At 60.4% G+C, this 15,655-nt stretch carries 14 protein-coding genes; 7 read left to right on the top strand and 7 right to left on the bottom strand.

The annotated features are described in order from the left end of the window. The first annotated feature begins 55 nt into the window (after positions 1-55). From dnaN to gyrB, 3 genes are read left to right on the top strand one after another with little or no spacing between them, the layout of a single operon-like run. On the top strand, positions 56-1,159 hold the full coding sequence (dnaN, locus tag ACTG2U_RS13235) for a DNA polymerase III subunit beta (protein ID WP_005339306.1): 1,104 nt from the start codon (positions 56-58) through the stop codon (positions 1,157-1,159). 2 nt (positions 1,160-1,161) lie between these two features. Next, positions 1,162-2,265 carry a DNA replication/repair protein RecF gene (gene recF, locus ACTG2U_RS13240; protein WP_005339305.1) on the top strand — a complete coding sequence of 368 codons (1,104 nt, stop codon included), beginning with the start codon at positions 1,162-1,164 and terminating at the stop codon, positions 2,263-2,265. Further along, on the top strand, positions 2,262-4,673 hold the full coding sequence (gene gyrB, locus ACTG2U_RS13245; RefSeq protein WP_005357188.1) for a DNA topoisomerase (ATP-hydrolyzing) subunit B: 2,412 nt from the start codon (positions 2,262-2,264) through the stop codon (positions 4,671-4,673). Before recF ends, gyrB begins: the two co-directional genes overlap by 4 nt. A 103-nt stretch (positions 4,674-4,776) precedes the next feature. On the opposite strand, the gene ACTG2U_RS13250 is transcribed toward gyrB, so the two are convergent. Further along, complete coding sequence (locus ACTG2U_RS13250; RefSeq protein WP_429012920.1) at positions 4,777-5,736, bottom strand: helix-turn-helix domain-containing protein; 960 nt, start codon at positions 5,734-5,736, stop codon at positions 4,777-4,779. 91 nt (positions 5,737-5,827) lie between these two features. Next, positions 5,828-6,598 carry an MBL fold metallo-hydrolase gene (locus tag ACTG2U_RS13255; protein WP_335844234.1) on the bottom strand — a complete coding sequence of 257 codons (771 nt, stop codon included), beginning with the start codon at positions 6,596-6,598 and terminating at the stop codon, positions 5,828-5,830. 280 nt (positions 6,599-6,878) lie between these two features. On the opposite strand from ACTG2U_RS13255, the gene ACTG2U_RS13260 reads away from it, so the two are divergent. Both ACTG2U_RS13260 and ACTG2U_RS13265 read left to right on the top strand, forming a co-directional pair. Next, positions 6,879-7,292 (top strand): Hsp20 family protein, encoded by a 414-nt coding sequence (locus tag ACTG2U_RS13260; protein WP_005339298.1) that lies wholly within the window; start codon positions 6,879-6,881, stop codon positions 7,290-7,292. A gap of 92 nt (positions 7,293-7,384) precedes the next feature. Continuing rightward, positions 7,385-7,825, top strand: coding sequence for an Hsp20 family protein (locus tag ACTG2U_RS13265; protein ID WP_042063298.1), 441 nt, complete (start codon positions 7,385-7,387; stop codon positions 7,823-7,825). Positions 7,826-7,896: 71 nt separating this feature from the next. Here the strand turns inward: ACTG2U_RS13265 and ACTG2U_RS13270 are convergent, their stop codons facing one another. After that, positions 7,897-9,147, bottom strand: coding sequence for a valine--pyruvate transaminase (locus ACTG2U_RS13270; RefSeq protein WP_439974584.1), 1,251 nt, complete (start codon positions 9,145-9,147; stop codon positions 7,897-7,899). A 293-nt stretch (positions 9,148-9,440) separates the two neighbouring features. Between ACTG2U_RS13270 and ACTG2U_RS13275 the strand changes: the two genes are divergently transcribed. Further along, on the top strand, positions 9,441-9,674 hold the full coding sequence (locus tag ACTG2U_RS13275) for a hypothetical protein (RefSeq protein ID WP_139473927.1): 234 nt from the start codon (positions 9,441-9,443) through the stop codon (positions 9,672-9,674). Here ACTG2U_RS13275 and ACTG2U_RS13280 read toward each other — a convergent pair. Next, positions 9,640-10,428, bottom strand: coding sequence for an AraC family transcriptional regulator (locus tag ACTG2U_RS13280; protein ID WP_429012917.1), 789 nt, complete (start codon positions 10,426-10,428; stop codon positions 9,640-9,642). The genes ACTG2U_RS13275 and ACTG2U_RS13280 overlap by 35 nt on opposite strands. A gap of 92 nt (positions 10,429-10,520) precedes the next feature. Between ACTG2U_RS13280 and ACTG2U_RS13285 the strand changes: the two genes are divergently transcribed. Further along, positions 10,521-11,648 (top strand): multidrug effflux MFS transporter, encoded by a 1,128-nt coding sequence (locus ACTG2U_RS13285; protein WP_439974585.1) that lies wholly within the window; start codon positions 10,521-10,523, stop codon positions 11,646-11,648. Positions 11,649-11,652: 4 nt separating this feature from the next. Here ACTG2U_RS13285 and ACTG2U_RS13290 read toward each other — a convergent pair whose 3' ends face one another. The 3 genes from ACTG2U_RS13290 to ACTG2U_RS13300 form a co-directional block, all read right to left on the bottom strand. Then, positions 11,653-12,336: a response regulator gene (locus ACTG2U_RS13290; RefSeq protein ID WP_033138525.1), complete on the bottom strand. Its 684-nt coding sequence runs from the start codon at positions 12,334-12,336 to the stop codon at positions 11,653-11,655. 58 nt (positions 12,337-12,394) lie between these two features. Continuing rightward, positions 12,395-14,983 (bottom strand): sensor histidine kinase, encoded by a 2,589-nt coding sequence (locus ACTG2U_RS13295; protein WP_043820734.1) that lies wholly within the window; start codon positions 14,981-14,983, stop codon positions 12,395-12,397. A gap of 126 nt (positions 14,984-15,109) precedes the next feature. Then, the gene (locus tag ACTG2U_RS13300) at positions 15,110-15,637 is read right to left on the bottom strand and encodes a potassium-transporting ATPase subunit C (protein ID WP_346202449.1); all 528 of its coding nucleotides are present in this window, start codon (positions 15,635-15,637) and stop codon (positions 15,110-15,112) included. Positions 15,638-15,655 lie beyond the last annotated feature (18 nt).

The following is a 15,655-nucleotide window of genomic DNA, read 5'->3' on the forward strand; positions in this document are numbered from 1 at the left end:
CGAATATTCCAACCTGATCCGAATCTTTTCCTCCTAATCACAACGGAGAGCACAGATGCAGCTCGAAATTAGCCGTGAGGCCCTGTTACGTCCTCTGCAACTGGTGTCCGGCGCCCTCGGCGGCCGACCGACCCTGCCGATCCTCGGCAACGTGCTGCTTGATGTCAGCAACGGTCTGCTGTCACTGACCGGTACCGATCTCGAAGTAGAGATGATCGGTCAGGTCTATCTGAACGGGGCCAGCGAAGATGGCCGCACCACAGTACCGGCGCGCAAGCTGCTGGATATCTGCCGTGGTCTGCCGGAAGGCGCCGAGATCCGTCTCAATACCGAAGGCGAGCGCCTGATCATCCGGTCCGGTCGCTCCCGCTTCAACCTCTCGACCCTGCCGGCGACCGAGTATCCGAACATCGAGGATTGGGAATCCGTGCTCGAGTTCGATATCAGCCAGCTGGAGCTGAAGAAGCTGATCGATGCGACTCAGTTCTCCATGGCCAGCCAGGACGTGCGTTACTACCTGAACGGCATGCTGTTCGAGAGTGAAGGTCACGGTCTGCGTACCGTAGCGACCGACGGTCACCGTCTGGCCACCTGCCGCCGCGAGGTGGTCGGGGAATCGCTGCCCGATCATCAGGTTATCCTGCCGCGCAAAGGGGTACTGGAGCTGGTTCGTCTGCTGGAAGCGGAAGACAAGCCGGTACGTCTGCAGATCGGTCGCAGCAACCTGCGTGCTGCGCTGGACGGCTTCATCTTCACCTCCAAGCTGGTGGATGGCCGCTTCCCGGACTGGCGCCGCGTCATTCCGCGCAACAGCGACAAGGCCCTGATCGCCGGTCGTGAGGATCTGCGTCAGGCGTTTGCCCGCGCCGCTATCCTCTCCAACGAGAAATTCCGTGGGGTGCGTCTCAATCTGCAGGAAAACCTGCTGCGCATCACCGCCAACAACCCGGAACAGGAAGAAGCCGAAGAGCTGCTTGACGTACAATATGCCGCTGGCGAGATGGAGATCGGCTTTAACGTCTCTTATGTGCTCGACGTGCTGAATACGTTAAAATGTGACCAAATTCGGATTAGCCTGAGCGATTCCATCAGCAGTGCCATTATTGAGGATTTTGAACATCAGGATGCTCAGTACGTGGTGATGCCGATGCGGATCTAGTCGTGTCCCTGGTCAAACTCCAGCTCAGCGACTTTCGCAATATCCAGCAAGCCAGTCTCAAGCTGTCGCCCGGCCTCAACATTCTGGTCGGGTGCAATGGCAGCGGCAAGACCAGCGTGCTGGAAGCCATTCACTACCTTGGTCTGGGGCGCTCCTTTCGCACTCATTTGACCGGGCGGGTTATCCGCCAGGGGGAGAGGGCCTTTACCCTGTTTGCCCAGTGCGAGCTGGAGGGGCGTCAGGTACCGATCGGTCTTGCCAAAGACAAGAGTGGCGAGACCCAGCTCAAGATTGCCGGGGCACAGGCCCAGCGGTTGGCCGATTTGGCGGAGCTGTTGCCGGTGCAGTTGATCCATCCCGATGGCTTCAACCTGCTGACGGGCGGGCCTCAGGCTCGCCGCGCCTGGCTCGATTGGGGCGTTTTCCATCAGGAGCCGACCTTCTTTGCCCTGTGGGGGCGAGTGCGGCGGCTGCTGAAACAGCGCAATGCGCTATTGCGCCAGAGCACTCAGTACCGCCAGCTGGCATTCTGGGATCAGGAGCTGGTGCGGCTCGGGGGTGAGCTGGCCGAGTTTCGCGCCAGTTATTGTCAGGCCATTACGCCCCTGATCAAGGAGATGACGGCGGATTTTCTGCCGGAATTCGATATCAGTCTCGGCTTTTACCGGGGCTGGGAGAAAGACACTCCCCTCGGCGATCTGCTGGAGGCGGGGTTTGAGCGGGATCGGGCGCTGGGCTATACCGGTGTCGGTCCACAGAAAGCCGATGTGCGCCTCAAGGCGAACGGTGTACCCGCTCAGGATATTTTGTCCCGGGGTCAGCTGAAGTTGCTGGTCTGCGCCATGCGACTGGCCCAAGGGCTCTATTTGAATCAACATAGCAGCCGTGGCTGTATTTTTTTAATTGACGATTTTGCCTCTGAACTGGATGTCGACAAGCGCCGCTTGCTGGCCGCAAGGCTGAAGCAGTGTGCGTCCCAGGTGTTTATCACCGCCATCGACACCGGTCAGCTCGCAGACATGATGGATGCGAATGACTGCAAGTTGTTCCACGTGGAACAGGGTAAAATCTCCGAAACGTTAGAGAAGGCAGAGAGTAAGCTATGAGTGAAAATACTTACGACTCCTCGAATATCAAGGTGCTGAAGGGCCTGGATGCGGTCCGCAAGCGCCCGGGGATGTATATCGGCGATACGGATGATGGCTCGGGTCTGCACCACATGGTGTTCGAGGTCGTCGATAACTCCATTGACGAGGCGCTCGCTGGCTACTGCTCCGATATTCTGGTCAAGATCCATTCCGACGGTTCTGTCTCTGTGCGTGACAATGGCCGGGGTATCCCGGTAGACATGCACGAGGAGGAGGGCCGCTCCGCCGCAGAGGTCATCATGACCGTGCTGCACGCTGGCGGTAAGTTTGATGACAACTCCTACAAGGTATCCGGCGGCCTGCACGGCGTGGGTGTCTCAGTCGTTAACGCCCTCTCTGACAAGCTGTTGCTGACCATTCGTCGTAACGGCCACGTCTACGAGCAGACCTATCATCTGGGTGAGCCGCAGGCGCCGCTCAAGCAGATTGGAGACAGCACCGGCACCGGTACCGAAGTTCGCTTCTGGCCGAGCCCTGCCATTTTCAGCGATACCCTGTTCCATTACGAGATCCTGGCCAAGCGCCTGCGCGAGCTCTCCTTCCTCAACTCCGGTGTCTCCATCCGTCTGCAAGACGAGCGTGATGGCCGCGAGGCGCATTTCTGCTACGAGGGTGGCATCAAGGCATTCGTTGAGTACCTGAACCAGAACAAGACCCCGATCCACCCGAAGGTGTTCCATTTCACCACCGAGCAGGATGGTATCGGCGTTGAAGTGGCGATGCAGTGGAACGACGCCTATCAGGAAGGGGTCTACTGCTTCACCAACAACATCCCGCAGCGGGATGGTGGTACTCACCTCGTTGGCTTCCGTACCGCGCTGACCCGTACTCTGAACTCCTATATGGACAAAGAGGACTACAGCAAGAAGGCCAAGTCTGCCGCCAGTGGCGACGACGTACGTGAAGGTCTGATTGCCGTTATCTCCGTCAAGGTGCCGGATCCCAAGTTCTCATCTCAGACCAAAGACAAGCTGGTCTCTTCCGAAGTGAAGACCGCCGTTGAACAGGCGATGGGTGAGAAGCTGGCGGACTTCCTGCTGGAAAACCCGGGCGATGCCAAGATCGTGGTCAACAAGATCATCGATGCGGCCCGTGCCCGTGAAGCGGCCCGCAAAGCCCGCGAACTGACCCGCCGCAAAGGCGCGCTGGATATCGCCGGTCTGCCCGGCAAGCTGGCTGACTGTCAGGAAAAAGACCCGGCTCTCTCCGAACTCTACATAGTGGAAGGGGACTCTGCTGGCGGTTCCGCCAAGCAGGGTCGCAACCGTAAGAACCAGGCCATCCTGCCGCTCAAGGGCAAGATCCTGAACGTAGAGAAGGCCCGTTTCGACAAGATGATCTCCTCGCAAGAGGTGGGCACCCTGATCACCGCACTGGGCTGCGGTATCGGTCGTGACGAGTACAACCCGGACAAGCTGCGTTATCACAACATCATCATCATGACCGATGCGGACGTCGATGGTGCGCACATCCGAACCCTGCTGCTGACCTTCTTCTATCGTCAGATGCCGGAAATCATCGAACGTGGCTACGTCTACATCGCCCAGCCGCCGCTCTACAAAGTGAAGAAGGGAAAGCAGGAGCAGTATCTGAAAGACGAAGACGCGCTGCTGCAGTACCAGACCGCCATGGCGCTGGATGGTGCTACCCTGCACGTCAACGAGTCTGCCCCGGCCATCGGTGGCGAGGCGCTGGAGCGCCTGGTCAACCAGCACCGCTCGGTGACTCACCTGATTACCCGCATGTCTCGTCGTGCGCCGGAAGCGGTACTGACCCAGCTGATCTATCAGCCGGAGCTGAACGAAGCGCTGCTGAACAGCGAGAGCGATCTGCTGGCCTGGTGTCAGGGTATGGAAGCCGTGCTCAACGAGAGCAACCACGGTATCCAGTACCAGATCCAGGTTCGTCGTGATGAAGAGCGCAGCCTGTACGTTCCGCACGCCGTGGTTCGTCAGCACGGTGTTGACCGCGAATATCCGCTCAGCTACGACTTCCTGCAGTCCGGTGAGTACCGTCAGCTGGTTTCGCTGGGCAAGGAGATCGCCAACCTGATCGAGGAAGGTGGTTTCATCAAGCGTGGCGAGAAGGTGAAGCCGGTTGCCAACTTTGTGGAAGCCGTCGAGTGGTTGATGGGCGAAGGCAAACGCGGCATCTACATCCAGCGCTATAAAGGGCTGGGTGAGATGAACCCGGACCAGCTGTGGGAAACCACCATGGATCCGGAAGCCCGCCGCATGCTGCGCGTCACCATCGATGACGCCGTCGGTGCTGACCAGCTCTTCTCCACCCTGATGGGTGATGCCGTTGAGCCCCGTCGTGACTTTATCGAGACCAACGCCCTGCGCGTAGCCAACCTCGACGTCTAATCGACGCTATCAGCTCGATATACAAAAGCCGCTCCCTGTGAGCGGCTTTTTGTTTTTGGGCGGAGTAGGTGGCACGTTCCACGTGAAACATCGAGTCTGTGTATCAGGGGTTTTGGCCGCGAAAAGATCGTCGCCACTCGCTGGGGGAGATGGCAAAGCGGGCGCGAAAGTGATTGCGCAGGGAGGTGGCACTCTTGAAGCCGACCAGCTCGGCAATGCGGTCGATGGAATGACCGCTCACTTCCAGTAACTCCTGACTGCGCCTGAGCCGCTCCGCCAGCAGCCATTCACCCACCGAGAGGCCGGTAGCCTGATGAAAGCGGCGGGTAAAGGTGCGTCGGCTCATCAGGGTATGGGCCGCCAAAGAATCCAGGGTATGGGGCTCTGCCAGATGAGCACGCAGGTGATCGAGCAACTGGTTCATCCGGACATCGCGGGTGGAGGCGGGTACCGGCTGCTCGATAAACTGGGCCTGGCCCCCTTCCCGGTGGGGCGGGATCACTAGCCGCCGCGCCACCTTGTTGGCGATGGCTGAGCCGTGGTACTGGCGCACCAGATAGAGGCAGCAGTCCAGCCCGGCGGCAGTGCCTGCCGAGGTGACCAGCCCATCGTCATCCACATAGAGGGCGTTGGTATCAAGCTGCACGCAGGGAAAGCGGTGGCAGAAATCCTGCTCATACTCCCAGTGGGTCGATGCTTTGCGACCATTAAGTAGTCCGGCGTAGGCGAGCACATAGGTGCCAAGACAGAGCCCGACCAGTCGGGCGCCTCTGGCTCTGGCGGCAATCAGGGCATCGAGCAACGCAGCGGGTGGCCGTGCTGCCGGGTCGTGCCAGAAGGGGATAACGATGATCTCCGCCTCGGCCAGCACCTCCAGCCCATGGGGCGCCTGAATGGTGAAGCCTTGCGCCGAGTGTGCGTGGCGGTTGCCATCACCGCAGCAGATCTTGAGCTCGAACAGCGGCTGGCCCGGCAGGATATCGCCGAAGATGAGGCAGGGAACGGCGCAGTGAAAAGGGCTGAAGTGATCGAAGGTCACCACGGCAACGATCGGGGTGGGCATTATGTTGGCTCCTCTCTGTGCGCAGACCACTCATCATAAGCGTCTGACAGTGAAAGCCGAAGGGCCATGTCTGGCATGGCCCCCCTGCGGGTCACAGTGATATCGCCTCGCCATCTTGCGGCACCCGTACCCGATCCGTCATGCCCCGTTTCGCCAGATAGTTGCGCAGCTCCTGGCGTGACAGCACGGCGTGGTTGACCGCCTCCATATGGCTGGCGATCAGCGTGGCTTGCGGTGCCGCCTGATATACGGCGGCGACATCCTCCTTGCCCATGATGATGGAACCGAGTCCGGGCACCTGTGCATCGCCGCAGTTGAGGATGATGACCTCGGGTTGATGCTGTTGCAGGGCTTGTTCGACCGAGGGATGCCAGATGGTATCACCGGCCAGATAGAGGCTCTGTTCATTGGGGTGGGAGAAAACCACGCCGCATACCTCTCCCATGCGCTCGCCCAGTACCGCCATCAACGGGTCGCTGCCGTGCTGGCCACCGGTCTGCTGCAGGCGAATGCCGGCAAACTCGGGCTGGTCGCTCAGCAGCCGCACATCCTCAAAGCCACTGGCACGAATGGCATCGGCATCTTTTTTATGTTGTACCAAGAGCGGCAGATGTTTGGGGATCAGGGCTCTGGCGGCGTCATCCCAGTGGTCAGGGTGATCGTGAGTGACGATCACGGCGTCCACATCGACCAGCTCATCGATCGGTAGCGGCAGCTCGACCAGCGGATTGCGCAGATGGCTGTTGGCGGTGCCCTCAAAGCCGGGGAAGGCTCCCTTGGCCGAGAGCATGGGGTCGATCAGAAAGCGGGTGCCGGCATAGTCGAGCAGCAAGGTGGCGTTACGAACCTGGGTAATCTTCATGAGATGGCTCCATGTTGGCTGGTGGATATGCAACCAATTATGGAGTGCGGAGCGCATTGCCATCAGTGGCCCACGGGTCGATTATCATCACTATCGGGCAAACAGGTTGATGTTCTACAGGTCGGTGCGGCCATTTAAAAAATTTGAAAAAATCCCCTTGAAAGGAAAAAGTGAGCCCCTATATAGGTAACAAGGCCGGAACGCTCGACAGAGGTTTCGACCAGGCGCCCGTCCATAAGGAGGGCAAACAATCCGTTATCGCTCATAAGAGGGTAATACTATGCGTTCTATCGACTTTTCTCCGCTCTATCGTTCTGCCATCGGTTTCGATCGTCTGGCCAATCTCATCGAATCTGCGGCCAGCAATGGCAATGCCGGTTATCCCCCCTACAACATCGAGCAACTGGGTGACAACGACTACCGCATCAGCATGGCGGTGGCGGGCTTTACCCAGGAAGAGCTGGAGCTGAGCTTCCAGGAAAATCTGCTGACGGTGAAGGGCAACAAGCAGGCCGACACCGGGCGCAACTATCTCTATCAGGGGATCGCCGAACGTGGTTTCGAGCGCCGCTTCCAGCTGGCCGACTATGTGCGGGTGAAAGGGGCCGACCTGAAAAACGGCTTGCTGCACATCGAGCTGGTGCGTGAAGTGCCCGAGGCTATGAAGCCGCGCAAGATCGAGATCAACGGCTGATAGCCTGAATTCACTGAAATTTTAAAATTTCCCGGGTGCCGATGACGGGCCTGTGGAGAGTTGAACCTGTTGCTTATTAGAAGGATAGGATTATGCGTAACCTCGATTTTTCTCATCTCTATTCCAACGCTGTCGGCTTCGAGCGGATGGCCCGTGAGCTGGAAGGTCTGTTTGATCAGAAGACCGCCGCTTACCCCCCGTACAACATTGAGAAGCGTGATCAGGATGGCTATCGCATCACGGTCGCCGTGGCTGGCTTCGAGCGCGAAGAGCTGGAGCTGGAGACCGAAAACGGCACCCTCAAGGTGAAGGGGCGCAAAGGGGCTGCGGCCGGTGAGCGTCAGTTCCTCCATCAGGGAATTGCCGAGCGTGACTTCGAGCTCGCCTTCAAGCTGAGCCAGCACGTGGAAGTGCAGGGCGCCAAGCTGGAGCATGGTCTGCTGACCATCGACCTGGCCCGCGAACTGCCGGAGGCGCTCAAGCCCCGCGCCATCCCGATCGGTAAACCCGACCAGCTGGCGCTGCCCGGTTAAGCAAACCGGATCGCGATAAACAACAAAGGCCTGCATCTGCAGGCCTTTCTGTTTTGTATCGCTGGATTGGATTAACCAGCGTAGAGGGTGTTGATCTCGTCCGCCAGAATGGCGATGCCGCGGCGCACCAGCTCCTCGCTCTGGGAGTAGTTGAGGCGGATGCACTCGTGGCTGTGGCGCCACTCGGGGTCATCGATGCCGGGGAAGAAGTAGTGACCCGGCACGATCAGCAGGTTCTTCGCCTTCAGTCGCTCGTACAGCTCCTGACAGTGGATCGGCAAGCCTTCAAACCAGAGCCAGAGGAAGAGGGCCCCTTCCGGTTTATGAATGTGGAAGCGCGGGTCGGGGATCGCTTCGCGCAGCAGCTGCACCGCCAGCTCCGCCTTCTGCTGATAGAAGGGCTTCACCACCTGTTCGCTGAGGGCGATGATATCGCCGCTCTCGATCATCGGGATGGTGATGGCGGGCCCCAGACTGCCCGGCGCCAGATTGATTATGCCGCTCAGGTTGGTGATGGCCTGGATGATCTTCTCGTCGGCGATGACGATGCCGCAACGGGTGCCCGGCAGGCCGAGCTTGGAGAGGCTCATGCAGAGGATGGTGTTGGCGTTCCAGAACGGCTTGGCTTCGCTGAAGATGATGCCCGGGAAGGGGACACCGTAGGCGTTGTCGATCAGAAGCGGAATCCCCTTGTCGCGGGCGATCTGATCGAGATGTTCGATCTCTTCGTCGGTCAGCACGTTGCCGGTCGGGTTGGTCGGGCGGGAGACGCAGATCACCCCAATATCGTCACCTACCTGCAGGCTCTCGAAATCCACGTGGTATTTGAACTGGCCATCGGGCAGCTTCTCGATGGTGGGCTTGTAGGCCACGAAGTAGTCGTCGGCCAGCGCTGAGTCGGCATAGCCGATGTATTCAGGGGCGAGCGGGAACAGCACCTTCTTCTTGCGGCCATCGGCAAATTCGCCAGCCAGCAGGTTGAACAGGTAGAAGAAGGCATTCTGACTGCCGTTGGTCAGGGCGATATTACGGGCCGAGATATCCCATCCCAACTCCTTGCTGAGCAGGGCAGCCAGCGCTTTGGTGAACCTGTCTTTGCCCTGTGGGCCGTCGTAGTTGGCCATCGCTTTGACCAGCTCGCCGTTGTCGAGCAGGCTCTTGGCCTCGGCCTGAAAGCGCTCCAGCATGGCGGGGATGGGGGCTGGATTGCCGCCACCCAGCATGATGGCGTCCGGATTGGTCAGCCCCTGATTGAGGTCATCCATGAGTTGGGTAATACCGGCGTGGCGAGTGAACTTCTCGCCGAACAAGGAAAATTCCATTCAGTGACAGATCCAGATTTGAGTTACGGGGATGTAGCACCATAGCTCAGTTTAAAAGCGGGTGTCGATCAAAAAGATGGGACGTTCCACGTGGAACATGGTGCAAAAATCAAGCGTGGTTAAAAGCACCAACTGTTGGTTTAAAAATGACCGAGCGGAATGCATTTTGCGACTCAATTTGGTATCGCAAGATAGTTAATTTAAACAAAATCATCATGTTATGAATTGCATGAGGATTGGCACAACTATTGGAATAGCTATCTGGTCATCTCAACCATACCGGAGCAAACCAGATGAAAAGCCTGATCGCCACCCTGATTGTGAGTGCCCTGAGCCTGAACGTGATGGCCAACGAAAACCCGCGGCCCGAGCTGGATAGTGTCCAGCTGGAGCAGGATGTGCAGAGCGAGTTGCAACAGGCATCCCATGCCGTGGTGCAGGATGCGTTGCATAACCTCAAGCCGCTGGCGCTGGATACTCTGGTGGTGGAAGCTAGCCAGGCTGTGGCGACTCACCCCGAGAGCTGAGGTAGCGCAGGGGGGTCTGTCCCGTATGTTGTTTGAAGAAGCTGATGAAGGCGCTGTCGCTGGAGAACTCCAGCGCAGCGGCAATCCGGCTGATGGGCTCGCGTTCTGCCAGCAGCTCCATGGCGCGCAACAGCCGCCACTGCTGACGCCACGCCTGATAGCTCATGCCGGTCTCCCGCATGAAGATGCGGCCAATGGTCTTGTCACTGGCACCCACCCGTTCGGCCAGCCGGTTGAGCCGATCGGGCAGGGCATCCCCCCGTTTCAACTGCTGTAGCCAGTCGCCCAGTCTGGGATCGGTCGGCAGCGGCAACTGCCACGACTCCCGCGGTGCCTGCTCCAACTCCTCCATAAACAGTGCCACCGTCCGTTGCTGCTGCTCTTGCGGTTTGTCCCACGGCCAGAGCGCCATCCGTTCGATCAGTTCGTGCAGCAGCGGATTGACCGCCAGCACTTCGACCGTGCCGGGCAACTCGGGGTGCGGCTGGAAGTAGAGGGATCGGTAGGCGACGACACCGCGCATCAGTACCCGGTGGGCGGTGCCCGCTGGCAGCCAGGCGGCGCGGGTAGGTGGCAGCAGGCAGACCCGACCTTCCAGCTCCATGGTCATGCAGCCGGATTGGGCGAACAGCAGCTGATGGCGTTGATGTTGATGCAGACCCGAGTCGTGCCAGCCGAGGGCGGAGGCAATGCCGATCACGCTGCCCGTCAGCTGGTCGGGGTCAAAAGGGTGATCGGGAAGAATAAAGGCCATATGTCCGATTTTTGATGTTTATAGTCCTGCTTATTGTAATCAGACAATTTGAATCTCTCTAGACTGGCGACCTCTTGTGAAGGAGGTTTGTCATGAACAACAAGTTGCCACCGCTCTGGCTGGTGGTGGGATTGATGATGTTTCCCCAAATTGTGGAGACCATCTACAGCCCGGTACTGACCCACATCGCCAGCCAGTTTCGGGTGAGCGAGGGGCAGGCATCCCAGACCCTGTCGGTCTATTTTCTGGCGTTTGCGGTGGGCGTGGTCTGCTGGGGGCGGCTATGCGATCTGATCGGGCGGCGTCCCGCCATGCTGGCGGGTCTGCTCACCTATGGTGTCGGCACCCTGCTGGCGCTGCTGGCCAACCAGTTTGAAACCCTGCTTGTGGCCCGGGTTATCTCGGCTTTTGGCGCCGCCGTGGGATCCGTGGTGACCCAGACCATGCTGCGCGACAGCTATCAGGGCAGCGATCTGGCGCGGGTCTTCTCGGTGATGGGCATTGCGCTCTCACTCAGCCCAGTGTTGGGGTTGCTCAGTGGTGGGCAGCTGGCGAGCGGGTTCGGCTATCTTGGGGTGTTCAGCGGTCTGCTGATACTGGCGGTCGGTTTGCTGCTGGTGACCTGCTGGCAGTTGCCGGAAACCCGTCAGGTTAGTACCCAGCGAGTCGCGCTCTGGCCGCTGGTGTGCCGGATGATAAAAGATGGTGGGCTCTGGCGCAGTGCCATGCTGGTCGCCCTGTTCAACACCATGTTGTTTGGTTACTACAGTCTGGCCCCCTTCCTGTTTGCCGGATTGGGATTGAGCACCGGCGAGTTTGGCTATTCGGGGATCTTGCTGGCGCTGGCGACCCTGCTCGGCAGCCTGCTCAACAAGCATCTGCTGGGGAGGGGGTGGCTGCCGTCCTCTCTGAGTAGACTGGCTTGCGCTCTGGCGCTGGTCGCCGGGCTGCTGGTCTGGGCGAGTCAGGCCAGCCTCTGGTTCCTGTTGCCCATGATGGGTGTGGTGGTGGCCTTCGGGCTGGCTATCCCCAATGTGCTGAGTCAGGCGCTGCTGGCCTATCGTGAGGTAGCTGGCAGTGCTGGCGCCCTGTTCGGGCTTGGTTATTACCTGATGCTCAGTCTGGGGTTGGCAGTAGCGGCCGGATTGCAGGATCTCGGCCTGTTGCTGAGTGGCTGTGGTCTGCTGGCGCTGATTTGCTGCGGGCGTCGTTCCACGTGAAACGTCAGTTGCCGATAAAGCGGTAGCCAATACCGGATTCGGTCTCGATAAGCGTCGGTTGCTGGGGGTTATCCCCCAGCTTTTTGCGCAGACTGGCGATGACGATGCGCAGGTAGTGGGTGTCTTCCTTGTGGCTCGGCCCCCAGATGTCGTTGAGCAGCTGGGTCTGCATCACCAGCTTGCCGGGGTGGCACACCAGCGCCTGCAACAGGGCGAACTCCTTGCGGGAGAGGGGGATCTCCTCGTCTTTCATGGTTACCTTGTGGCTGCTGATATCGAGCGTCAGGCCGCATTGGGGGAAGTGGCGTCGCTCGCCGCTGCTGACGCCAGCCCGCTGGCGCAAGAGTACGCGAATGCGGGCCATCATCTCGCCGATGCCAAACGGCTTGCTCATGTAGTCGTTGGCACCGGCATCCAGCAAGCGCACCTTCTCCTGCTCCGAATCACGGGCCGACAACACCAGCACCGGGTTGGGGTGGTGTTCGCGAATGGCCTGCAGTACCTGAATACCATCGCCATCAGGCAGGCCGAGATCGAGGATCACCAGATCGGGGTTGAGATGGCGGTACTGCTCCAGCCCTTCATTGACCCCCACCGCCTCACTCACCTGATGCCCCTCGGCAATCAGGCTGATCCGCAGAAAGCGACGGATCGCCGCTTCATCATCTATGACCAGAATGTGTGCCATCGAACCTCCAGAGGCGAATGGTGGGAGGGGCTGAGTGACCCGAGCTGGCGGTCAGCCATCAGACCTCCGGTGAATTGAGGGCGAGCGGCAGGGAGATACGCATGCAGGTGCCGTTGCCATTGGGGCCGGAGAAGGCCCAAATCTTGCCGCCGTGGGCCTCTATCATAGCGCGGGAAATGGCGAGGCCAAGCCCGGTGCCACGGCTGCCGCAATCGCCCACCGGCTGGGTGTAGAAGAGATTGAAGATCTTCTCCCGATCCGACTCGGCGATACCGACCCCGATATCGATGATATCGATGATGAGGTCGGGTTCGGCCACCATCACCTTGAACTCGATGGGGGTGCCAGCTGGCGAGTAGCGGGAGGCGTTGTCGAGGATGTTGACCAGCACCTGCTCGATCAGGGCGCCATGGACATAGAGCTGGGGCACATGCTGATCGAAATGGACCAGCAGCTTGTGCTGGCGCCAGGAGGAGTCGAGCCGTTTGCGGGCGCTCTCCACCAGATCCGCCAGATCGACCCAGTCCCGTTTCAGCTGGAAGTCGGGGGAGCCGATGCGGGTCATATCCAGCAGATTCTGCACATAGCTGTGGAGGCGGCGCGCCTCCTCCTGCACCGAGTGGAGCAGTTCGTCACGGTCTTCGGCGGGGATCCGGTCACCATATTCCAGCAGGGTGCTGCCGGCGCCCATGATGGTCGCCAGCGGCGTCTTCAAATCGTGGGAGACCGAGGAGAGCAGGGCCGCGCGCATCCGGTCGGTCTCCGCCTGCAGCTGGCTGTCGGCCAGCCGCTCGTTGAGGTCGATCCGCGCCAGCGCGGCGCGAATGTCGGTGAGCAGCGCCTGCAGCTGGTGCTCGGCAGAGGAGGAGAGCGGATTGGCCAGCGTTATGCCGATCACCAGATCGTCGCTGAGGTGGTGATACTGGGCCTCGGCGGCATTGAGAGTTGCTGTGTGGGCCCCGGCGCTCTGCTTCTGGGCCAGACACCAGTCGATGGCCGCCTTGTCGGTCTGGCCGGGCCTGTGCTTCTCGTTGCCGAGCCTGTCGTTGAACTCCTTGTCGATTACCACGGTCGGCTGGCCTAGCGCCAGTGAAATGGCCTGGGCACCTTGTCTCAAAACCTCCTCCGGGCTGCTGGCGGTGGCTAACCCCTGACTGAGGGAGAGCAGGGCATTGCCCAACTGCTGGGTCTCGCGCAGACCGATCAGCTGTTGCCGCTGGCGGGAGGCGAGCCGCCCCGCCGTCATGCCGACGATAAGCAGCACAAACAGGGTGAGCAGGTCGCTGTGGTTGGCGACGCTCAGGGAGAAGTAGGGGGCGGTGAAGAGCAGATTGTGGGCGATAAAGCCCAGCACAGCCGCCAGTGTGGCGGGCACCAGACTGGTGGTGAGGGCCGTCGCCAGCACCCCCAGCACGAAGATGAGCGGTAACGCTGCGGGGGGCAGCCAGTAGGAGAGCCCCCAGGCGGCGGCCGAGGTGATCCCCATGATCACCACTGCCAGCATGCTGTGGTGTATATCCTTCGGGGTCGGGACGCGCATCCCCACTTCGGGCTTCTGCTTCTCGGTATCGACCAGCGTGATTTCGAGCCCCTGCGCCTGCTTGAGCAGGTGCTGCACCAGCGAGCGGCGCCATGGCGCCTTGTGAGGTTTGCCGAGCAGAAGCTGGGAGACCTGTTGCTGTTCGGCGGTCTCCAGCAGGGTGTTGGCGACCGCCGGGCTGGATAGCGTCAGCACCTTGGCGCCGAGGTGGGAGGCGAGCGCCAGCGCCTGCTCCACATCGGCAGAGCGGCGGCCATTGCTGTCGACATGCACCACCAGCCACGGGAGCTGACGGCGCTGGGCAAAGCGGTGGCCGTAGCGCACCAGCGCCGAGCCGTGCAGGTCGCCGAGGCAGACCATCAGCTTGCCCCGCAGCGGCAAGGTGCTCTTGCCCGCAGCCTGCCACTGTAGTTGCAGATCCCCCTCCACATGGCTGGCGGCGGTCTGCATCGCCAGCTCCCGCAATGCGGTGAGGTTGTTGAGGGAGAAGAAGGATTGCAGTGCCGCCTTGGCCTGATGGGGCACATAAACCTTCCCCTCCTTGAGGCGGCCGAGCAGCTCCTTGGGGGGGAGGTCGATCAGCACCAGACTGTCGGCTTCCAGCAGCACCTGATCGGGCAGGGTCTCTTTTACCCTGACCCCGGTGAGCTGCCACACCAGATCGTTGAGGCTCTCCAGATGCTGCACGTTGAGGGTGGTGTAGACGTCGATCCCGGCGTTGAGCAGCTCCTCCACATCCTGCCAGCGCTTCTCGTGGCGGCTGCCGGGGGCGTTGCTGTGGGCCAGCTCATCCACCACGGCGATGGCCGGTTTGCGGGCGAGCAGGCCGTCGAGATCCATCTCCTCCAGTCGCTGCTGGCGGTGCATGTGGATCTTGCGCGGCATGATGGCGAGCTTGTCGAGCAGGGCCAGCGTCTCCTGCCGGCCGTGGGTCTCCACCACGCCGATCAGGATGTCGACCCCCTCTTTGGCCTGTTCCCGCACCGCCTGCAACATGGCGTAGGTCTTGCCGACGCCGGGAGCGGCGCCGAGAAACACCTTCAGCTTGCCCTTGTGCTCCTGTTCCAGGCTCGCCAGCAGGGCATCGGCCCTTACCTCATCACGCATCCCCATGCTCCTGCATCAGACTCGTCAGCAGGGCATCAGCGCTTGCTACATCAGCCATTGTTATCCCTATCGAGCCAACCGCCCGTTGCGAAAATCGAGGTCATCACCAAACCGGAATGGGCGCCATCAGACGCCCTTTTTATGATCCAGTTGCAGATTCAGCTGGAGAATGTTGACCACCTGCGGGCCAAGGATACCAGCTTGTGTGGCCGACTTGACCTGCTCCGTCAGTTGGGCGGGATCCAGTCCACGTTCTTTGGCGACGCGGTCGACCTGAGCCAGCACCGCATCCAGCGGCAGGTGGGGATCGAGGCCGGAGGCGGAGCGGGTCAGCATGGCGGGAGAGCTGGTTTCAGGCTGTGCCTTGGCTGCCTGTTCGGCGAACTCTGCCCGCAGCGGTGAGCTCATCCCCAGATTGCTGGCGCTGCCGCCAATGGTGTTGAAATCGCTGGCTGAGGGACGGGGATGGAAGTAGTCAGCCCGCTCGAATCTCTGCCCCAGCAGGGCGCTACCGATGAGTTGCTGTTTGCTGTCGGTCAGCTGGCTGCCGTTGGCTTGCCAGGGGAACAGCAGCTGTGCCAGTCCGGTCACCGCCAGCGGATAACCCACGCCCAGCAGCAGGGTCAGGGTCAACAGGGTTCTGATTGCTATCATGATTCTCTTGCTCCAAAA

It is taken from the genome of Aeromonas sp. 95A (assembly GCF_051919235.1).
Lineage (GTDB): Bacteria > Pseudomonadota > Gammaproteobacteria > Enterobacterales > Aeromonadaceae > Aeromonas > Aeromonas veronii.